This window comes from Mesorhizobium sp. LMG17149, assembly GCF_024518695.1.
GTDB lineage: Bacteria > Pseudomonadota > Alphaproteobacteria > Rhizobiales > Rhizobiaceae > Mesorhizobium.
Window position 1 is genome coordinate 330931 of sequence record NZ_JANIFL010000002.1, and the last position, 20782, is coordinate 351712.

Consider the following 20782-nt stretch of genomic DNA (forward strand, 5'->3'; position numbering starts at 1 on the left):
CGGTGCTCCAACATCGTCGCTTTCGGACGGCACATCTAAGCCGTTGTGGCTCTGTTGTACCCACGCCGCCGCGAATTTTCTTTTGTCAGAATAGCAGATTTAACTTGTCAGGCAACCTGGCAATATGGTTCATTGGCAACTGCGGACATGCGGTACCAACGCCTTGCTGGTGCGCGAACGCTGGGATGTCGTGTCGGCAACGGTCCGAAGCGTGAGAACGCTCAGTCGCTGAGGTGACCGGTCGGGTCTTCGCAAGAACGGATAGAGAAACGGGAGGAAGCGCATGAATATTTTTGATGATCCGCAACGGTTACGCCGGCTTGCACAAGAGGCCACCGAATACACCGATTTCAATCGCCGGACTCTTCTGAAGAGTGTGGGCGGTCTGATCGGCGGCGCGGCGCTTGCAAGCACATCGATACTTGCCAGCGCCGAGGAAATAACGCCGCCCGCTGCCGGCAAGAAGGTGCGCATTGGCGTCCCGCTGACCTACGGGCCGTTCAATCAGCCGTGGCGCCGTGGCTGCTGGCAGATCGTCAAGGCGGTGCTCGATGCCGGAGGCGAGGTCGTCACGATTCGCGGCGAGCCGACAAAGCCAAGCGAACAGTCCGCCGAGCGGGCGCTGCTCGACCGCGGGATCGACGCGCTTGTGATGGGGATCTACTCGCAAGAATCCGAAACCGCCTATATTGCGGACGAGGCGCACAAGAGAGGCATCAAGACGGTCGGCTTCACCATTCCGGTCAAGAATTCACCGGCCGTCATGGACGATGTCTGGGGAACTGCGACCACGCTCGGCTACTTCGTTCAGAACTATACCGGCCGCCAGGGCACCTTCGCCCAGACCGCGGAACAGCGTGGTTATTTCACGCCGTTCGACATGGAAGTGGACATGTTCGAACTCATGTGCCGCTACGAGCCGCGCATGAAGGTGCTGCCCTTCATCGACGGCGGCCAGGGCACGACCGATGAGATTTCGGTCGGCCGTAAGAACATGCTGTCGCTTTTGCAGGCCCATCCGGAGCCTGGTTCGCTTGCGGCCTTCATCTCGTGGTGGTGGCCATTCACGCTCGGCGCGGCGCAGGCGCTGAAACAGATGAACAGGGACGACGTTCCGCTGTTCAATCACTACCTGTCGACCCAGTTCCTTGAAGCCTGGGCGGCCAAGCAGGTGCCGGTGGTCTTCAGCTGCGACTCGCCCTTCCCTGAAATCGGCCGCAAGACCGGCGAACTCGCGGTTAAGCTCGCGCGAGGCGAGGACGTGCCAAATATCGTCTACCGCATCCCCGTGATCACCAAGACGCCGGATCAGGCGAGCGAGGCTCTCGCCGAACTCAAAAGCTGGGACGAGCAGGCAATCGCCCTGCTGAAACAGTACGGCGGCTAGACGCGAACTGGCATACGGCGAGCAGAGCGTTGCCGCCGTATGCCCCGCTTTCAGCAGAATGCGACTCGTGCCGAAGGGTGCCGGGACCCAATCCATTTGGTGACGGCAATCGCGTGGCACTGGACCGTACCCTTGCATCTGATCAACGAACGACTGGAATCTAAAAAGTGACGCATGTGGAGCAGGAAAGCCTTGCCAAGGCGAACACAGCCAAGGGCACTGCCGTCAACGCAGTGCCAGCGGGAAGACGCGAATCCGCCGTCATGCGGTTTCTCAGGCAATGGGGAACAATCATCGTCCTGGTCGTGGCCGCCGTTGGATTTTCCATAGCCTCGCCCTACTTCGCCACCGCTTCCAACTTGAACAACATCCTCTTTTCGATGATCGTCAGTGCGTTGGTCTCTATGGGATTGACCTGGGTCGTGATCGCGGGGAGCTTTGACCTTTCGATCGGTCTCACAGTGACGACATCATCAATCCTCGTCGCCTTTCTGATCCCTATCACCGGCCCTTGGCTTGCAATCGTGTTTGCTCTGCTTGCCGCATGCCTGATCGGTGTGGTGAACGGGCTTCTGGTGACCTATGGACGGCTATCGGGCATTGTCGTCACGCTTGGCGTGATGTTCGTGCTCGATGGGATCAACGTTTTTATCACGGGCGGTTATCAGGTCCCTGTTAGCTACGACGAAACCGCATTCCTTTATCTCGGCCAGGGTAAGCTCGGAATCGTCGGCGTGCCCGTAATCATCCTGGTAGCGGTGTTCATCGTAGCCCTCATCGCCGCAGCGCGGACACGGATCGGCCACTACATCGCGGCGGTCGGCGACAATCCGATGGCGGCGTTCTACTCCGGGATCAACGTTTATCGATGGGTCATCCTCGCATTCGTGCTTTCGGCATTGATGTCGGGGATTGCGGGCGTGATCGTGACCGCTATCTCATCCTCGGCGCAACCGGTCGGTGGCGAGGGCTACCTCCTCGAGGCCTTCGCCGCGGTGTTCCTTGGCGCAACCGTGCTCGGAAAGGGCAAGCCACATCTGTTTGGCACTCTCGTTGGCGTCTTTTTCCTGTATATGGTGGATTCCGGGATGAATATGGTCGGCTTCCCCTTTGCCGCCCGCCACATCTTCCAGGGACTGGTGCTCATCGTCGCGGTTGGAGCAAATGCGCTTCTCAACCGTGAAGAAGTCCATCTCAAGTTTATCTGAGGTGACGGCGATGAACGCGACACCACTGGTTGAACTGAGGAATCTCGAGAAGGAGTTCGCCGGCACCAAAGCGTTGAAGGGCGTAAGCCTTAGCTTTCTGCGCGGCGAGGTGCACGGCCTGCTTGGTGAAAACGGAGCGGGCAAGTCGACCCTCATCAAAATCTTGACGGGTGTCTATGCCCCGAGCGCCGGTGAGATTTTCCTTGAAGGGTCACCGGTCAGGGTTTCCAGCCCGCCGGAAGCCCATCGGCTGGGCCTCGGAGCGGTCTATCAGGACGCAGAACTGGTATCCAGCTTCACGGTTGGGCAAAATATCCTTCTCGGCAATGAGCCTGGGAGGATCGGTATAAGCGACCGGGCGATCCATGACGAAGCTGCGGAGATTCTGTCGCAAATGGGCATCGAGCTCGACGTGCGGCGGCTTGCCGGCGCACTGTCCGCAGCCGAGATGCAACTCGTCACCTTGGCGACCTTGTTCCATCGGCGCTACAAACTGATCGTTCTTGATGAGCCGACAGCTCGCCTTTCGGCAGCGGAATCGGAAGTTCTTTTTCGGATCGTCGATGGCTTCAAAGCGCAGGGGATAGCCATCGTTTACATCTCCCATCGGCTTCGAGAGGTCCAGCAGATCTGCGACCGCGCCACGATCCTTCGGGGGGGACTTGTTTCCGGAACCCTTAATCGTGGCGAGGTCACCGAAGACCGCGTTACTGAACTCATGGTGGACCGCAGCCGCTCTGAGCTTGCGACCTACAATGATGGCAACAGCGTCCGTCCAGAAGTCCTGGTTGAGGTTGCTGGCCTCGGCACGGCGCAGTTGGCGCCCCTCAGCTTCAAGATACAAGCCGGAGAGGTGCTGGGCTTCACCGGTCCCGTTGGCGGCGGGATGGAAGATGTCGCACGGGCGCTTGGCGGCATCAGCCGGCATTCCGGCACGGCAAAGGTGCGGGGCAAAGCGGTCAATCTGGCCACCCCGATCGCTGCACGTCGTTCAGGCATCGCGCTGATCCCCGAGGACCGGCGCAAACAAGCCCTTTTTCCCGCACTCTCGGCTGCCGAAAACATCTGCCTGCCGGTCCTGCATTCGTTGCAACGTTTTTTGATGATCCGGCCCGGCACCATGAAAAGATATGCAGAAGCCGTGCTGGACCAGCTTGCGGTGCGCCCACGCGCTTCCTCCACACAGGTGCGCTTCTTCTCCGGTGGCAATCAACAGAAGCTGGTCATCGGCAAATGGATGAGTGCGAAAGCCACCGTCTATATCATCGTGGAGCCGACCAACGGCGTCGATGTCGGTGCGATCAAGGAAATCTACGATATCATACTGCAACTTGCCCGCGATGGCGCCGCAGTCCTGCTCATTTCGTCGTCCCTGAACGAAATGCTCGCGCTCGCCGATCGGATCATGGTCATCCATGACGGCAACTGCGTCGCGGAGGCACCGAAAAAGAGCTGGACATATGACGACCTTCTGGCCGTCACCCTGAGCGGCAAGTCGCGACACACGGCGTCGCCGCCGCACGTCACCCGTTCAACAGAAGAGGAAAGCAGATGAGCACGGATATCAGGCTCTACATGTTCCAGACTGGGCAGATTCGACAGAAGGAGGTCGATATCAAGCTTGGCTACAGCCAGGACGAGTTCTTCACCCCAATCCCCTGGTACCTAATCGTCCATCCCAAGGGAAACATCGTTATCGACGGCGGCACAGCGGTTGAAGCAGCGCGTGATCCGGTTGGCTGGTGGGGCGACACCACCAAGAAATACTATCCTATCATGGATCCCGAAGAGGGCTGCGTGAACCAACTCGGCAAGATCGGAATGAAGCCCGACGATATCAAGTTCGTGCTGCATTCGCATTTGCATCTCGATCACTCCGGCGCCTGCGGCAATTTCCCAAAAGCCCGCCATCTTGTGCAGCGGCGGGAGATTGCATGGGCGTTCGCCGCCGACTGGTTCATGCAAGGCGGCTATATCAAGAAGGATCTGACCAAGGATGGCATCAACTGGGACGTGATGGAGGGCGAGGACCAGTATGATGTCTTCGGCGATGGCAGCGTGCAGACTTTCCTGTCTCCGGGACACACCCCCGGCCACCAGTCCATCATGGTACGGCTGCCCAACACCGGTTCGATCCTTCTCGCAATCGACGCCGCTTACACGATGGATCACTGGGAAGAGAAATGCCTGCCCGGCGCGCTGACGTCCGCGCAGGAAGCCGCTGCTTCCGTCAGAAGGCTGCGGCGCATCGCCGAGAAAGAAAACGCGATTGTCGTGCCAGGCCACGACATGGAAACCTGGAAGAAGTTCAAGAAAGCTCCGGCGGAATACTATGACTAGGTTCCGCTGAAATATGCGGCCGGCTGAACATCGCCGGCCGCACCGCTAAAAACCAAAATGGTCCTTCAAAATCAGTTGCGCGCGCGGACCGCCTCAACAAGGCGGCGCGGTACGCGTGGCGGGTTGCACGAGAGTATTTACCAGATGCACAAGGCTGCTCTCGATCAAATCCAGCAGCGCTGGAACGAGGCCTCCGCGCCATGGGATAAGAAATTGCTCTCCCAGATTTATACGCAGGACGCTCTTTTTTTCGGTCTACTGCCTAGGTTGTACGTCGGACGATCTGAAATAGAGGAGTATTTTGGAAGCTATCAACTCATACTAGAAAAAGTGAATTTAACGCTTGTCGACCAGAATACGAGATCGTTGAGTCGAGGTCTGTTCGCGGCGCAAGGGTTTGGCGATATCATTAATTACTATCGTGACGGCTCTGTCGTAAAAAATAGGGTCAGGACTTCGTTCGTTGTTTCAAGAATCAATGGTAACTGGCAGATTTATCTGCACCATTTCTCTGAGCTGATCCGGGATAAATAAAGTCTACGGACAGTGGCGAGGCTCGCCAGGAACCGCGCTGAGCAACGGGTGTTCTACTCGCGCGACGGGTGGCGCATAGCTGCCGCTCCTTACCTGCCCCTCGACAGACTCCCCAATATCCCGCGCACGATTGCCCGGCCGACCGACGAGCCAACCGAGCGCACCACCGACTTGATCGCCGCCTCGGCCACCGTCTGGCGGTTGGACGGGCGCGGTGCAGATGTGCGCCTGCCACCGGATTGCGGCGCGGGATCGTCATTGCCGAAGCCCGGAATGGTCCAGCGCGAGCCGCCGCCGCCGGCCTGCTGGGCCTGCTCTTCGGCATCCTGCGCGTCCTTGGCCTTTTTTTGGAGCATTTCGAAAGCCGATTCGCGATCGACGGCCTGATCGTACTGGCCGGCGACCGGGCTTTCCTGGATCAGCTTTTGTCGCTCGGCTGCCGTTATCGGTCCAAGGCGCGACGACGGCGGGCGGATCAGGGTCCGCTGCACCATGGACGGGACACCCTTGGCCTCCAGCGTCGAGACCAGCGCTTCGCCCGTGGCAAGCTGGGTAATGGCGGTCATGCAGTCGAAATCGGGATTTGGCCGGAACGTTTCGGCCGCCGTCCGGACTGCCTGCTGCTCACGCGGCGTATAGGCGCGCAGCGCGTGCTGGACGCGATTGCCGAGCTGGGCCAGGACTTTTTCAGGGATATCCAACGGGTTCTGCGTGACGAAATAGACGCCGACGCCCTTCGAGCGGATCAGTCGGACCACTTGTTCGACGCGATCGATCAGCACCTTGGGTGCTTCGTCGAACAGAAGATGCGCCTCGTCGAAAAAGAACACCAGCTTCGGCTTGTCGGGGTCGCCGACTTCCGGCAGCACCTCGAACAGTTCCGACATCAGCCATAGCAGGAAGGTCGCGTAGAGCCGCGGATTCATCATCAGCTTGTCGGCGGCAAGCACGCTGATGGCGCCGCGTCCATCGCGGGTGGTGCGCATGATATCGGCGATACGCAGTGCCGGTTCGCCGAAGAAGTTTGCGGCCCCCTGCTGCTCCAGGACCAGCAGCGTGCGCTGGATAGCCCCGACCGATGGCTTCGTCACGTTGCCATAGCGTGAGCCGATCTCGTCGGCGCGCTCGGCGATGTTGGCGAGCAGCGCCTGCAGGTCCTTCATGTCGAGCAGCAGCAGACCTTCCTCGTCAGCCAGGCGGAAGGCGATGTTCATGATGCCTTCCTGCGCCTCGGTCAGGTTCATCAGGCGCGACAGCAACAACGGCCCCATTTCCGAGACCGTGGCGCGGATCGGATGACCCTGTTCGCCGAACAAGTCCCAGAAGATGACGGGGAATTCCTGGAAGTTATAAGGATCGAGCTTGACCTGTTCGGCCCGCTTGACGAGGAAATCCTGTGCCGTGCCCATCATCGCGATGCCCGACAGATCCCCCTTGATGTCGGCGCAGAACACAGGCACGCCGGCGTTGGAAAATCCTTCGGCCAGGATCTGCAAGGTGACTGTCTTGCCGGTACCGGTGGCGCCCGTCACCAGGCCATGACGATTCCCATATCGTAGCAACAGCTGCTCGGCACGCTGATAGCTGTCGTCGGGCTTGCGGCTGGCGCCGATGAAAATACTGGTGTCGTCAGCCATATGTCCGGTCTCCGCAAACTGATGTGTCTAAAGCCAGTGGCCTTGCCGCAGGTATAGTGAGGCCATTGCACAGCGACAATGCCATTCGTCCAAATCCGGGCCATTCGCCCAAATCGCCCCATTTGTTCAAATCGGGTTTTTGGAGCTTGCGGATTTTGCCGCTGTTTGGCAATCGTCGTCCATGCGGACTGACCTATATCTGATGGATCGAATCCGGTCTCTGAAAGCGCATTGCATTGCGATATCGGACCGGGGACCGTAGACTGAACCGCTCCCGGCCGGTGCGGCCGCATGAAACGAGGAGGACGGATGGGCGCCGGAGCCTTGATCCAGGACGTGGAACCCGAAAACATTGAGCGCCAGCGATGGCTCGCATTGGCGGAAAAGGCTTTGGCAGGCGCTTCCTTCGAGGAAAGGCTGGTCTCGCACAGCGACGACAACATCCGTATCGAACCGCTCTACGACCGCAGCACCGCGGCGGAACCGATCGTACGCGCAAACCCGAAATCGCCATGGATCGTCAGCCAGCGAGTCGACGATCCCGACACCAACCGCGCCAAAAGCCAAGCGCTGGAGGATGTGGCACAGGGTGCCACGGGATTGTCGCTGGTCTTCGAGGGGGCGCCGAACGCGTTCGGATACGGCTTGCCGAGAACGGCGGAGGCGTTGGAGGCGGTGCTGGACGGCATACCGCTCAACCGCATCCAGGTTCGCATCGACGCCCATCCCTGGAGCCGCGCCGTGGCCGACTGGCTGGTCGCTTTCCTGAGCAAGCGGCGGTCGGACCCGGCAAAACTCAACCTCTCCTTCGGCATCGATCCAGCAGCGATCTTCGCGGGAACCGGTCGGCTGCGCATGTCGATCGAGGCGCTGCGGGCCTCCATGCCGCAGTCGCTGGCGCATTTCTTCGCGATGGGCGTTCCGGGCGTGCTGCTGGAAGCTGACGGGCGCGTGTTCCACAATGCCGGCGCCACGGAAGCGCAGGAACTTGGCATCATGCTGGCTTCGGCTGTCTCCTACCTCAGAATGTTCGAGACGGCGCGGCAGCCGCTTGTCTATGCCGCACCTCATATCGGTTTTGCACTCAGCGTCGACCAGGACCAGTTGCTGTCGATAGCCAAGATGCGGGCGCTGCGCAGGCTCTGGGCGCGGGTGCAGGAGGCTTGTTCGATCCCGACATCCACGGCCAGTATCCATGCCGAGACGTCGTTTCGCATGATGACGGCGATGGACCCGGAGACCAACATCCTGCGCACCACCATTGCATGCTTTGCCGCGGCGTGCGGCGGCGCCGATTCGATCTCCATCCTGCCGCACACGATCGCGCACGGTCTGCCGGCGGGTTTTGCCCGTCGTGTTGCCCGCAACACGCAGCTGATCATGGCCAATGAAAGCCATATCGATCATGTCACCGATCCCGCCTATGGTTCCGGCGCTGTGGAGGCGCTGACCGCGGAATTGTGCGAACTGGCCTGGGCGGAGTTGCAGACGATCGAAGCCGAGGGCGGTATCCTGTCCAGCCTTCAGGACGGGCACATCCAGAAGCGCGTCCACGCAGCGGCGGAGCAGCGCAATGCAGCCTACCGCACAGGCCAACGGGCCATCATCGGCACCACGCTCTATCCATCGAAGGACGAACGTCCGGTCGAGACGCTGGCGGCGGAACGGCGGCCGGCCTTCACCGAAGGCGTTGCCGTCTGCGAGCCGCTGTTTCCAGTCCGCATCGACCAATCGATCGGAGCCGGCTCTTGATCCCGGACTTCGGCCAGATCGGCTGGGTCCCACCACGCCGCACGCCTGTCGAGGTCAAAGGCCAGCGGACCACGCCGGAAGGGCTCATTGCCAAGCATCTGTACAATCAAAGCGATCTCAAAGGGTTGCCGCATCTCGACACCTATCCCGGCCTGCCACCCTTCGTGCGCGGCCCCTACCCGACCATGTATGTCCAGCAGCCCTGGACGATCCGGCAATATGCCGGTTTCTCGACCGCCGAAGATTCCAACGCCTTTTACCGACGCAACCTTGCCGCCGGCCAGAAGGGGCTGTCGGTCGCCTTCGATCTCGCCACGCATCGCGGCTATGACAGCGACCACCCGCGCGTTGCCGGCGATGTTGGCATGGCGGGCGTCGCCATCGATTCCATCCTCGACATGCGGCAGCTCTTCGACGGCATTCCGCTCGACGAGATGACGGTATCGATGACGATGAACGGCGCGGTGCTGCCGATCATGGCGCTTTACATCGTCGCCGCGGAAGAACAGGGCGTTGCACAGAGGGATCTCGCCGGGACCATTCAGAACGACATTTTGAAGGAGTTCATGGTCCGCAACACCTACATCTATCCGCCAAAACCTTCGATGCGGATCGTGTCGGACATCTTCTCATACACATCGAAGAACATGCCGAAGTTCAATTCGATATCGATCTCCGGCTATCACATGCAGGAGGCCGGCGCGACGGCCGACCTTGAGCTCGCCTACACGATCGCCGATGGCATCGAATATGCCCGCGCCGGCGTCGCGGCGGGCCTCGACATCGACCGCTTTGCGCCTCGCCTGTCCTTCTTCTGGGCCATCGGCATGAATTTCTTCATGGAAGTCGCCAAGCTGCGGGCCGCGCGCCTGTTGTGGGCGACCCTGATGCAGAAGAATTTTTCGCCCAAGGACGAGCGCTCGCTGTCGCTGCGCACCCATTGCCAGACTTCTGGCTGGTCGCTGACAGCGCAGGATCCCTACAACAACATTGTCCGCACCATGATCGAGGCAATGGCTGCAACGCAGGGCCACACCCAGTCGCTGCACACCAATTCCTTCGACGAGGCGATGGCGCTGCCGACCGACCACTCGGCGCGGATCGCCCGCAACACCCAGCTCATCCTCCAAAAGGAATCCGGCACCACGCGCGTCATCGATCCGTGGGGTGGCTCCGCCTATCTCGAGCGGCTGACGCATGATCTGGCGGCGCGCGCTCTTGCCCATATCGAGGAGGTCGAGGCGCTCGGCGGCATGGCGGCGGCGACCGAACAGGGCATTCCCAAGCTGCGCATCGAGGAAGCCGCCGCGCGCACGCAGGCGCGGATCGATTCCGGCGAGCAGATGCTGGTCGGCGTCAACGCCCATCGGCCCGAGACCGACATCGAGGTCGACGTGCTGAAGATCGACAATGCCGAGGTCCGGGCGCGGCAATTGTCGAAGCTGCAACGGCTGAAGGGCACGCGCGACGTCGCCGCCGTCGAAAGCGCGCTCGATGAGCTGACCCGTGCCGCGCAAGGCAATGAAAACCTGCTGGAATTCGCCATCCGAGCCGCGCGCGCCAATGCCACGGTCGGCGAGATTTCATTCGCGTTGGAAAGGGCGTTTGGGCGCCACGTCGCCACGGTACAGACCATTTCCGGGGTCTATCGGAAGGCGCTTGGCGATCATCCCGTGGTCGACGGTCTGCAGGACAAGCTTGACGCCTTCGAGAAGAAGACCGGCGGCAAGCCGCGCATCCTGGTCGCCAAGATGGGACAGGACGGCCACGACCGCGGCCAGAAGGTCATCGCCACGGCCTTCGCCGATCTCGGCTTCGACGTCACCGTCGGCGCGATGTTCCAGACACCGGAGGAGATCGCGAGACTAGCGGTTCAACAGGACGCCCACATCGTCGGCGCCTCGTCGCTGGCGGCGGGACATCTGACGCTGATCCCCGAACTGCGCGACGCGCTGAAAAAGCTCGGCCGCGGCGACATGCTGATCGTCGCCGGCGGCGTCATTCCACCGCAGGACTATGATGCCGTGCTGCAAGCCGGCGCGGCGGAAATCTTCCCGCCGGGAACTGTTATTCCGGAGGCGGCGGATCGGCTGCTGGACCGGCTGCTGGCGGTCCGCTAGGCTTGTTATAATATCTGTTGCAACTTCTCGCCGGTCGAGTTATAATCGGCGTTGCAACAGGATATCTGTCATGAACACGACCATTCGCAAGATCGGCAATTCGGAAGGTGTGATCCTGCCCAAGGATCTGCTCGATCGTCTGAACATGAAGACAGGTGATCAGCTCCAGATCGTCGAAACGGACAAGGGCATTGCCCTTGAGCCGATGGACGACAGTTTCGAGCGGCAGATGGAAGCTGCTCGCAAGGTCATGGACAAATACAAGGTCGCGCTTCAGAAGCTCGCCGAATGAGCTGGGAGTTCCTTACCCGGCGTGCGGTTGAAGCGATGCATGCCGAGCAGTTGCGCAGGCATGGCGGTGCTCAAGGTTTGAGAGATGAAAATGCTCTCGAATCTGCGCTCGCGCGTGCCGAGAACAAGGCCAACTACGAAAACCCTTCGGTTGAAGACCTAGCAGCCGCCTATGTCTTCGGCATCGCAAGAAATCATGCCTTTGTCGACGGCAACAAGCGCACGGCCATAGTTGCAGCCGGTGCATTTTTGATCGTGAACGGCCATGTCCTGACAGCCGACAACGGCACGCTCTACGAATTCGTCATGGCCGTTGCTTCAGGCGAGATCGATGAAGCCGGAGCCGCGGCGTTCTTCCGCGACCATGTCGTCAAGATCGAGGATTAGCTCTCGGAGAGCTTGACGATTTCCCATTCCTTGCCGTTGACGCTGGCCAAGTCGCCGACCTTCTTGCCGAACAGGGCGACAGCCATCGGTGACACATGGGAAATCGTGCCCTTGGCCGGATCTGCCTCGTCCTCGCCGACGATCTTCCAGTGCACCTTCCTGCCGTCATTGCTCTCGATCGTGACGCCCATGCCGAAGCGCACAAGGTTACTGCCCGGCTCCGGTACGGAGAGTTCGGCGCTTTCACGCCGGGCGGTCCAATAGCGCAGGTCGCGCGACACGACCGCGATGCGCTCGCGGTCGGCTTTCCGTTCGGCCTTCGCCAAGATATCGCGCAGATCGGCAAGATTGTCCTCAATCTGCGCCAGGCCGCGTTCCGTCACCAGATTGCGATGGTGACTGACTGGCCGTTCACCGACACCGGCAATGGCGTTTTCGCTGTCTTCCTCGCGCGTGAAAGCTCTGCTCATCCCCTGAACTTAGGCCCGCGGAGGCTGCCCGACAAGCCATCGTAGCGGCCTCGGTGGGAGAGACATAACGGCTGGCACGATTCCTGCGATATCAGGCTTGAACGCTGGGATTCTGTGCCGATGTTGAACAGGCGAACGCTGCTGACCGGGACCGCCGGCTTTGCCGTCATGGGCCTTGCGCTCGGCAAGGCGGTGGCCGCAAGCTTGAGCGGCATCGAGAAAGCCTCGATGCGCGGCTCGATCAATGCCACAGAACTCGGCGTGCAGCCCGGCACATCAGACGATCAGAGCAAGGCCTTCGCCAAGCTGCTGCGTGACGCCAATGCCCGCGATATGCCGGTGTTCCTGCCGCCCGGCACTTATGTCGTCTCCAATCTCTCGCTGCCCGGCCGCGTACGTCTTTCCGGGGTGCCGGGCGCGACGCGCGTCGTTTACGGCGGTGACGGCCACCTTTTCATGGCCGAACAGGCTGACCATATCGAACTCAGCGGTCTGGTCTTTGATGGTTCGAACCGCACGATGGGCGGTTACACGCAAGGGCTGCTCGATCTGCGCCGTATCGCGCACCTCGCCATCGACAATTGTCAGATCACCGGCAGCGGCAAGAACGGACTGGCGCTGGAACACGCGATCGGCCGGATCGAGCGCAGCGAGATATCGGGCGCCGCCGATGCCGGCATTTACTCGGTCGAGGCTGGCGGGCTGTCCATTACGGGCAACACCGTCTCCGATTGCGCCAATGGCGGCATCCTCGTGCACCGCTGGCAGGTGGCCGAAGACGCCACCATGGTCACCGGCAACCGCGTCCAACGGATCCAGGCACGCAGCGGCGGAACCGGGCAGAACGGCAACGGCATCAATGCCTTTCGCGCCGGCAATGTCGTCATCTCGGGCAACATCGTCTCGGACTGCGCCTTCTCGGCGATCCGCGCCAACAGCGCCAGCAACCTGCAGATATCGGGTAACACCTGCTCGCGCTCGGGCGAAACGGCGGTCTATTCCGAGTTCTCGTTCGAAGGCGCCATCATCAGCAACAACATCGTCGACGGCGCCGCCAACGGCATCTCGATCGTCAATTTCAACGAAGGCGGCCGCATGGGCGTCTGCTCCGGCAACATCGTGCGCAATCTGTCGACCAGCGGTCCCTACCCCGCCGACTCGCAGGGATTTGGCGTCGGCATCGGCGTTGAGGCCGACACCACCGTTTCCAACAACGTCATCGAGAACGCGCCGCTTTATGGCATGCAGATCGGCTGGGGTCCCTACCTGCGCAATGTCGTCGCTACGGGCAACATCATCCGCAAGGCCGGAACCGGTATCGTCGTGTCCGTGGTCGAGGGTGCCGGCACGGCGGTCATTTCAGACAATATCATCGACGGCGCGCTCAACGGTGCGGTTGTCGGCCAGCGCTGGGCCGAGCCCGCAACGGGCGACCTCGCCTCGTCAAACGATACCGGCTATGCGCATCTGACCGTCGAGCGCAATCACGTCAGTTGAGGGCTGCCGTCAGCCTCAGCGCCCCGACCTTGACACCGTTGCGGTTTTCGATGGGCGTGTTTGCCAGTTCGCTCAGCTTGAACGCCAATGCCTCGTCGGCGCGCAACAGTTTGGCGAGGACGGCGGCAATCATGGCTCCGCCGGCACGGCCGGCGCCATCATCGCATTTGAGCGCGATGCCGAGACCAAGCTCCGGAATTGCCGCACAATGGACGCCTTCGGCGCCGCCCTTCGTGAAAATCCGCCCTGGTGCGGCCTCCATCAGTGCGACGTCTTCGCGGCCGCTGCCGGCAACGAAGAAGGGCTCGGCCATGCAGGCGGAAAGTAGCCGCCTCGCGGCCTTGGCTCGCTCTGGGCCAAAACCTGATGTCGTGGCCATGCGGGCAAAGCCGATCGCAAAGCTCCTGAGTGGCACCGCATAGGTTGGGATCGAACAGCCATCGATGGCCCGCTGGTCCTCACCATGAACAGCGCCCGTCACCGATTGCATGGCGTCGCGCACCAGCTCCTGCAAGCCATGTCCCGACTTGACATAGCCACGATGCGCAATGCCGGCGTGGACGCAGGTGCAGAGGAAGCCGGAATGCTTGCCGGAACAGTTGTTGTGCAACGCGTTCGGTGAACCGCCGGCGCGGGCGAGCGCAATCTCGGCTTCATGATTGGACGGCCAATGCGTGCCGCATTCGAGCGCTGATCCGTCCAGCCCGGCCTTGGCCAGCATGGATCGCGCAAGGTCGACATGGGCCGGCTCGCCCGAGTGGGAGGCGCAGGCGAGCGCCAGTTCGCGGTTGCCGAAGCCATAGGCATCGGCCGCACCGCTTTCGACCAGCGGCAGTGCCTGGATCGCCTTGACCGCCGAGCGCGGAAACACCGGCTTGGCTGTGTCGCCGATCTCCCAGACGGGCTTGCCATCGCCATCGAAGACCGCGACCGAGCCGCGATGCGCGCTCTCGACGATCACGCCGCGCAACACTTCGATCAGAACCGGATTTGTCATGAACCCTCCCGTAAATGCGGGCGGTTTACCTGATCCGGTCGAGAATGGAAACGTAGTTGGCGACCGCGGCACCGCCCATATTGAAGATGCCGCCAAGCTTGGCGCCCGGCACCTGGATGCCGCCGGCCTCGCCGACAAGCTGCATGGCGGTCAAGACATGCATCGACACGCCCGTGGCGCCGATCGGATGGCCCTTGGCCTTCAGCCCACCGGAGGGATTGACCGGCAGGCGGCCATCCCTGGCCGTTGTGCCGTCCAGCGCCAGCTTGGCCCCCTCTCCCGGCTTGGCAAGACCCATCGCCTCATATTCGATCAGTTCGGCAATGGTGAAGCAGTCATGCGTCTCGACGAAGGACAGATCGTCGAGCGTCACGCCGGCTGATTTCAACGCCCGGTTCCAGGCCTGTTCGCACCCTTCGAAGGTTAGGATGTCGCGCTTCGACATCGGCAGGAAATCCTGCACATGCTCGTTGGCGCGGAAGGCAACGGCACGGCGCATCTTCAGCGCCGTGGCGGTGTCGGCAAGGATAAGGGCGGCGGCGCCGTCGGAGACCAGCGAGCAGTCGGTGCGCTTCAGTGGGCCGGCAACTAACGGGTTCTTCTCGCTCTCCTGGCGGCAGAACTCGTAGCCGAAATCCTTGCGCATCTGTGCATAGGGGTTGTCGACGCCGTTCTTGTGGTTCTTGGCGGCAATCATGGCCAGTGCATCCGACTGGTCGCCGTAGCGCTGAAAATAGGCCTGCGCGATCTTGCCGAAGACGCCGGCGAAACCCGCCGGTGTCTCGCCGTCCTCGGGCAGATAGGACGCCTTGAGCAGGTTCTTGCCGATCTCCGGCCCCGGCGTCGTCGTCATCTGCTCGGCGCCGACCACCAGCACGATGCGGGCGGCATTGGCGTCGATGGCGCGGATGCCCTGACGGACCGCGGCCGATCCGGTGGCGCAAGCGTTCTCGACGCGCGTCGCCGGCTTGAAGCGCAGCCGGTCGTCGGCCTGAAGCACCAGGCTGGCGGTAAAATCCTGCGCCGAAAAGCCGGCGTTGAAATGTCCGAGCACGATCTCGTCGACCTCGTCGGGACCGATGCCGGCATGGTCGAGCGCGTCGGTTGCCACCTTGACGATCAGATTTTCGAGCGTTTCGCCCTCGAGCTTGCCGAAGCGCGAATGCGCCCAGCCAACGATGCATGCGGTCATGGCGGTCTCCATCCTTGGCGCCAGCCTAACATGTGGGCTCACGGCGCATTTCGCCTTTATTGTTCAAATATAAACAATCCTGCCCACTTCGTGAAGGGCGGGAGGCGGACAATCGCTTGGTACAGCCAAGATCGCGGTCGATTTTTTTGTTGATTGACGCGTCAATAAAAAATAATCCTGTTTTCTCAAAGGATCATCGCGAGATGCCGAAAGTCGGAATGGAACCGCTGCGCCGCAAGGCGCTGATCGACGCGACGATCTCGGCGATCGGCGAGCGCGGCTCGCTCGACGTCACCATGTCCGAGATCGCCGGACGCGCCGGGGTTTCGTCGGCTCTTGCCCATCACTATTTCGGCGCCAAGGACGAGTTGTTGCTGGCGACGATGCGGCACATCCTGGCCGAACTGACCATCGACATGCGACGCGCCCTTCAATCGGCTGGTACCGCGCGCCAGCGCGTTTCGGTGGTGGTCGCCGTCAACTTCTCCGACATCCAGTTCCAGCCGGAAACCATCGCCGCCTGGCTCGCCTTCTATGTCGAGGCGCAGAAATCATCGGCCTTGCGCCGGCTGCTCAGGGTCTATGCGCGGCGGCTGCACTCGAACCTGATGAGCGGGCTTGTCGGCATCCTGCCCAGGGCCGAGGCCGACCGCGCCGCCGAAGCGACCGCGGCGATGATCGACGGGCTCTACATCAGGCGGGCGCTGAAAGACGGCGTGCCTGATGCCGCGACCGCAATCGCGCTGGTCGAGGACTATCTCGAAACAAAACTCGGCGAGCGGCGCAAGCAGTGACAACGAAGCGACCCAATTTTCTGATCGTCATGGTCGACCAGCTCAACGGAACCTTGTTTCCGGACGGCCCGGCGGATTTTCTGCACACACCGCATCTGAAAGCGTTGGCTGCGCGTTCGGCGCGCTTTGCCAACAACTACACGGCCTCGCCGCTCTGCGCACCAGGCCGTGCCTCGTTCATGAGCGGGCAATTGCCGTCGCGCACCGGCGTCTACGACAATGCCGCCGAATTCGCCTCGTCGATCCCGACCTTCGCCCATCATCTGCGCGCTGCCGGCTACTACACCTGCCTGTCGGGCAAGATGCATTTCGTCGGGCCGGACCAGTTGCACGGTTTCGAGGAACGGCTGACGACCGACATCTACCCTGCCGATTTCGGCTGGACGCCGGACTACCGCAAGCCCGGCGAGCGTATCGACTGGTGGTATCACAATCTGGGCTCGGTGACCGGCGCCGGCGTTGCCGAGATCACCAACCAGATGGAGTATGACGACGAGGTCGTGTTCCTAGCCACACAGAAGCTCTATCAGCTTTCGCGCGAACAGGACGATGCGAGCCATCGGCCATGGTGCCTCACCGTCTCGCTGTCGCACCCGCATGATCCCTATGTCGCGCGCAAGCAGTATTGGGATCTCTATGAGCATTGCCAGGCGCTGGATCCGGAAACCGGGTTCATCGCGCATGACGAGCAGGATGCGCATTCCCGGCGGCTGTACCACGCCAGCGACTATCCTTCCTTCGAGATCACGCCGGAACAGGTGCGTCGTTCGCGGCAGGGCTATTTCGCCAACATCTCCTATGTCGACGACAAGCTGGGCGAGATCCTGGATGTTCTCGAGCGCACCCGCATGGCCGACGACACAATCATCCTGTTCTGCTCGGACCACGGCGACATGCTCGGCGAGCGCGGCCTATGGTTCAAGATGAGCTTCTTCGAGGGCTCGGCGCGGGTGCCGCTGATGATTGCCGGCAAGGGCGTTCACGCCGGGCTGATCGAGACGCCGGTTTCCAATCTTGACGTGGCGCCGACGCTTTGCGACCTCGCCGGCATCGACATCGCTGCAATCGCGCCGTGGACCGACGGCCAGTCGCTGCTGCCGCTCACCAAGGGGTTTGAGCGCACCGCGCCGGTGCTGATGGAATATGCGGCCGAAGGGTCCAACGCGCCCTTGGTGGCGATCCGCAACGGCAGATACAAATTCGTCCATTGCGAACTCGATCCGCCGCAACTGTTCGATCTCGAAGCCGATCCGCTCGAACGGGACAATCTGGTCGATGACGCGGCCAATGCGGGCCTGGTGGCGGCATTCATGGACAAGGTCCAGTCGCGCTGGGACATGGCCGGCTTCGACGCCGCTGTCCGCGAAAGCCAGGCGCGCCGCTGGGTCGTCTATCCGGCGCTGCGCAACGGCGCCTATTACCCCTGGGATTTCCAGCCGCTGCAAAAAGCGTCCGAGCGCTACATGCGCAATCACATGAACCTCGACAATCTCGAAGAGAGCAAAAGGTATCCGCGAGGCGAATGATGTCAGACCTTCTCGTCCCCTCCCTCGACCACCTCAAGCAGGCCTATGCCGTCACCTCCAGGGCGACGCAGATCACACCGCTGCTGGAATCGGCGGCACTGGCCCGCGAGACGGGTGCGGCCCGCGTCTTCATCAAGCCGGAATCGCTGCAATGGGCCGGATCGTTCAAGGTGCGCGGCGCCTATTGGCGCCTGAAGCAGCTTTCCACTGAAGAGGCCAGGAAAGGCGTCGTCGCCTACTCCTCCGGCAATTTCGCGCAAGGGCTGGCGGCTGCCGGCCAGGCGCTCGGCATTCCCGTCACCATCGTCATGCCGATCGACGCACCGACCGCCAAGCGTGATGCTACGGCCGGCTATGGCGCCCGCGTCGTGCTGACCGACCATGGCGAACGCGCGCGTGAGGAAGTCGCCGCCGCCAAGGCACGCGAGATCGCCGAGACCGAAGGCTTGGCCCTGCTGCATCCATTTGACGATCCGGAGATCGTTGCCGGCCAGGCGGGCGCCGGCCTCGAAGCGCTTGACCAACTCGAAGCCAAAGGCGCCAGCGCCGATCTTTTGTTCTGCTCGGTCGGTGGCGGTGGGCTGATCGGCGGCGTTTCGCTCGCCTTCCACTATCTGTCGCCCGCCACTGAGATCATCGGCGTCGAACCTGAAGGTTTCAACGGCTTGGGCTCGTCGCTGGCACATGGCAGCATCGAGACGATGCCGATCGGGCCGAAGTCGATCTGCGACGGGCTGATGTCGCGACAGCCGGGCGACGCGCCTTTCGCGGCAGTCAAGACCGCCGGTGTTCGCGGCATCACCGTCGACGACCAATCGGTGCGCAGCGCCATGCGGATCGCCTTCGAGCGCATGAAGCTGGTGCTCGAGCCCTCGGGGGCCGCCTCGCTCGCCGCACTGCTCGGCGGCAAGGTGGATGTGAGGGGCAAGACCGCCCTTGTTGTGGCTACCGGCGGCAATGTCTCGCTCGCCGATTTCATGGCGCATATGAACCATGCTTGAAGCGGATTTCGTCATCATCGGCTCCGGCTCGGCCGGCTCGGCCATGGCCTATCGCCTGTCGGAAGACGGCAAGCATTCGGTCATCGTCATCGAATTCGGCGGCAGCGATATCGGGCCGCTGATCCAGATGCCGTCGGCGCTGTCGATCCCACTCAACATGAGCCTCTACGACTGGGGTTTTGCCAGCGAGCCGGAACCGCATCTCGGCGGCCGTGTGCTGGCGACACCGCGCGGCAAGGTTATCGGTGGCTCGTCCTCGATCAACGGCATGGTCTATGTGCGCGGCCACGCCCGCGATTTCGACCATTGGGCCGAAGAGGGTGCGGCCGGCTGGGGCTTCGCCGACGTGCTCCCCTATTTCAAGCGTATGGAAGATTCGGACGGCGGCGAGGATGGCTGGCGCGGCCACGGCGGGCCGCTGCATGTGCAGCGCGGCTCGCGTAAAAATCCGCTCTATGGCGCCTTTGTCGAGGCTGGTCGCCAGGCCGGGTTCGAACTGACCGACGACTACAATGGTTCCAAGCAGGAAGGGTTTGGGCCGATGGAGCAGACCATCAGCGGCGGCCGCCGCTGGTCGGCGGCATCAGCCTATCTGAAGCCGGCGCTGAAGCGCAAAAATGTGAGTCTGGTCAAGGGCTTTGCGCGGCGCGTGATCATCGAGAATCAACGCGCCGTCGGCGTCGAGATCGAAGCTCACAAACAGATTCAGGTCGTTAAGGCGCGACGTGAGGTGATCGTCGCCGCATCGTCGATCAATTCGCCCAAGATACTGATGCTGTCCGGCATCGGCCCGGCCGAGCATTTGCGCGAAAACGGCATTCCGGTGGTGGCCGACCGGCCCGGTGTCGGCCGCAATCTGCAGGATCATATGGAGCTCTACATCCAGCAGGAATCATTGCTGCCGATCACGCTCAATTCGGTGCTGAACCCGTTCTCGAAAGCACTCATCGGAGCGCAGTGGCTGTTCCTCAAGACCGGGCTTGGCGCCACCAACCACTTCGAAGCGGCAGCCTTCGTGCGCTCGCGCGCCGGCGTCGACTACCCCGATATCCAGTACCATTTCATCCCGGCGGCAGTCCGCTATGATGGCAAGGCGGCTGCGAAATTGCACGGCTTCCAGGCGCATGTCGGACCGATGCGCTCGAAGTCGCGCGGTTCGGTGACGCTGCGTTCGCCGGACCCGAAATCCAACCCGGTGATCCGCTTCAACTACATGTCGCATCCAGACGATTGGGAGGAGTTCCGCCACTGCATCAGGCTGACGCGCGAGATCTTCGGGCAGTCGGCGTTCGACCCCTATCGGGGCAAGGAAATCTCTCCGGGCAGCCACATGCAGTCGGACGACGAGCTCGACATCTTCATCCGCGATCATGCCGAGAGCGCCTACCATCCTTGCGGCACCTGCAAGATGGGCCGCGCCGACGACATGATGAGCGTCGTCGATCCGGAATGCCGGGTCATCGGCATCGAAGGCTTGCGGGTCGCCGATTCGTCGATCTTCCCGCGCGTCACCAACGGCAATCTCAATGCGCCATCGATCATGACCGGGGAGAAGGCTTCCGATCACATCCTTGGCCGGACGCCGCTGGCGCCGTCCAACCAGGAACCATGGATCAATCCGCGCTGGCAGGCGTCGGACAGATAGAGCA

General features: G+C 61.8%; 18 protein-coding genes. 14 read left to right on the forward strand and 4 right to left on the reverse strand.

The window, feature by feature from the left end; genetic code table 11:
* Nucleotides 1–283: 283 nt before the first annotated feature.
* From NP945_RS04925 to NP945_RS04945, 5 genes are all read left to right on the forward strand, one after another.
* A complete protein-coding gene (locus NP945_RS04925; RefSeq protein ID WP_127269964.1) occupies nucleotides 284–1387 on the forward strand; it encodes a substrate-binding domain-containing protein in 1104 nt (367 codons plus the stop codon).
* A 167-nt stretch (nucleotides 1388–1554) separates the two neighbouring features.
* Complete coding sequence (locus NP945_RS04930; protein ID WP_245463626.1) at nucleotides 1555–2595, forward strand: ABC transporter permease; 1041 nt, start codon at nucleotides 1555–1557, stop codon at nucleotides 2593–2595.
* A 10-nt stretch (nucleotides 2596–2605) separates the two neighbouring features.
* Nucleotides 2606–4150: a sugar ABC transporter ATP-binding protein gene (locus NP945_RS04935; RefSeq protein ID WP_128307593.1), complete on the forward strand. Its 1545-nt coding sequence runs from the start codon at nucleotides 2606–2608 to the stop codon at nucleotides 4148–4150.
* A complete protein-coding gene (attM, locus tag NP945_RS04940) occupies nucleotides 4147–4935 on the forward strand; it encodes an N-acyl homoserine lactonase AttM (protein WP_127268346.1) in 789 nt (262 codons plus the stop codon). The genes NP945_RS04935 and attM overlap by 4 nt, the downstream gene beginning before the upstream one ends.
* A 57-nt stretch (nucleotides 4936–4992) precedes the next feature.
* The gene (locus tag NP945_RS04945; RefSeq protein WP_256745715.1) at nucleotides 4993–5469 is read left to right on the forward strand and encodes a nuclear transport factor 2 family protein; all 477 of its coding nucleotides are present in this window, start codon (nucleotides 4993–4995) and stop codon (nucleotides 5467–5469) included.
* An 89-nt stretch (nucleotides 5470–5558) separates the two neighbouring features.
* Here NP945_RS04945 and NP945_RS04950 read toward each other — a convergent pair whose 3' ends face one another.
* Nucleotides 5559–7106, reverse strand: a complete 1548-nt coding sequence (locus NP945_RS04950) for a helicase HerA-like C-terminal domain-containing protein (RefSeq protein WP_256745716.1) — start codon at nucleotides 7104–7106, stop codon at nucleotides 5559–5561.
* 309 nt (nucleotides 7107–7415) lie between these two features.
* Here NP945_RS04950 and NP945_RS04955 point away from each other — a divergent pair, with 309 nt between their 5' ends.
* The 4 genes from NP945_RS04955 (at nucleotide 7416) to NP945_RS04970 (ending at nucleotide 11656) form a co-directional block, all read left to right on the forward strand.
* On the forward strand, nucleotides 7416–8858 hold the full coding sequence (locus NP945_RS04955) for a methylmalonyl-CoA mutase subunit beta (protein WP_256745717.1): 1443 nt from the start codon (nucleotides 7416–7418) through the stop codon (nucleotides 8856–8858).
* Nucleotides 8855–10978 carry a methylmalonyl-CoA mutase gene (gene scpA, locus NP945_RS04960; RefSeq protein WP_256745718.1) on the forward strand — a complete coding sequence of 708 codons (2124 nt, stop codon included), beginning with the start codon at nucleotides 8855–8857 and terminating at the stop codon, nucleotides 10976–10978. The genes NP945_RS04955 and scpA overlap by 4 nt, the downstream gene beginning before the upstream one ends.
* 70 nt (nucleotides 10979–11048) lie before the next feature.
* Nucleotides 11049–11270, forward strand: coding sequence for an AbrB/MazE/SpoVT family DNA-binding domain-containing protein (locus tag NP945_RS04965; RefSeq protein WP_127269970.1), 222 nt, complete (start codon nucleotides 11049–11051; stop codon nucleotides 11268–11270).
* The gene (locus NP945_RS04970) at nucleotides 11267–11656 is read left to right on the forward strand and encodes a type II toxin-antitoxin system death-on-curing family toxin (RefSeq protein ID WP_127269972.1); all 390 of its coding nucleotides are present in this window, start codon (nucleotides 11267–11269) and stop codon (nucleotides 11654–11656) included. The genes NP945_RS04965 and NP945_RS04970 overlap by 4 nt, the downstream gene beginning before the upstream one ends.
* Here the strand turns inward: NP945_RS04970 and greA are convergent.
* On the reverse strand, nucleotides 11653–12126 hold the full coding sequence (gene greA, locus NP945_RS04975; RefSeq protein WP_256745719.1) for a transcription elongation factor GreA: 474 nt from the start codon (nucleotides 12124–12126) through the stop codon (nucleotides 11653–11655). The two genes, NP945_RS04970 and greA, sit on opposite strands and share 4 nt — an antisense overlap.
* A 120-nt stretch (nucleotides 12127–12246) precedes the next feature.
* Between greA and NP945_RS04980 the strand changes: the two genes are divergently transcribed.
* Entirely contained in the window at nucleotides 12247–13623 is a 1377-nt protein-coding gene (locus NP945_RS04980; protein ID WP_256745720.1) for a TIGR03808 family TAT-translocated repetitive protein, read from the forward strand.
* Here the strand turns inward: NP945_RS04980 and NP945_RS04985 are convergent.
* Nucleotides 13616–14620, reverse strand: coding sequence for an asparaginase (locus NP945_RS04985; protein ID WP_256745721.1), 1005 nt, complete (start codon nucleotides 14618–14620; stop codon nucleotides 13616–13618). The two genes, NP945_RS04980 and NP945_RS04985, sit on opposite strands and share 8 nt — an antisense overlap.
* A 25-nt stretch (nucleotides 14621–14645) precedes the next feature.
* A complete protein-coding gene (locus NP945_RS04990; protein ID WP_256745722.1) occupies nucleotides 14646–15812 on the reverse strand; it encodes an acetyl-CoA acetyltransferase in 1167 nt (388 codons plus the stop codon).
* A gap of 203 nt (nucleotides 15813–16015) precedes the next feature.
* Here NP945_RS04990 and betI point away from each other — a divergent pair, with 203 nt between their 5' ends.
* The 4 genes from betI to betA are packed head-to-tail and all read left to right on the forward strand — an operon-like array spanning nucleotide 16016 to nucleotide 20778.
* Nucleotides 16016–16606: a transcriptional regulator BetI gene (gene betI, locus NP945_RS04995; protein ID WP_256745723.1), complete on the forward strand. Its 591-nt coding sequence runs from the start codon at nucleotides 16016–16018 to the stop codon at nucleotides 16604–16606.
* The gene (gene betC / locus NP945_RS05000) at nucleotides 16603–18132 is read left to right on the forward strand and encodes a choline-sulfatase (protein ID WP_256745724.1); all 1530 of its coding nucleotides are present in this window, start codon (nucleotides 16603–16605) and stop codon (nucleotides 18130–18132) included. Before betI ends, betC begins: the two co-directional genes overlap by 4 nt.
* Entirely contained in the window at nucleotides 18132–19133 is a 1002-nt protein-coding gene (locus tag NP945_RS05005; RefSeq protein ID WP_256745725.1) for a threonine/serine dehydratase, read from the forward strand. The genes betC and NP945_RS05005 overlap by 1 nt, the downstream gene beginning before the upstream one ends.
* On the forward strand, nucleotides 19126–20778 hold the full coding sequence (betA, locus tag NP945_RS05010) for a choline dehydrogenase (protein ID WP_256745726.1): 1653 nt from the start codon (nucleotides 19126–19128) through the stop codon (nucleotides 20776–20778). Before NP945_RS05005 ends, betA begins: the two co-directional genes overlap by 8 nt.
* Nucleotides 20779–20782: the final 4 nt, after the last annotated feature.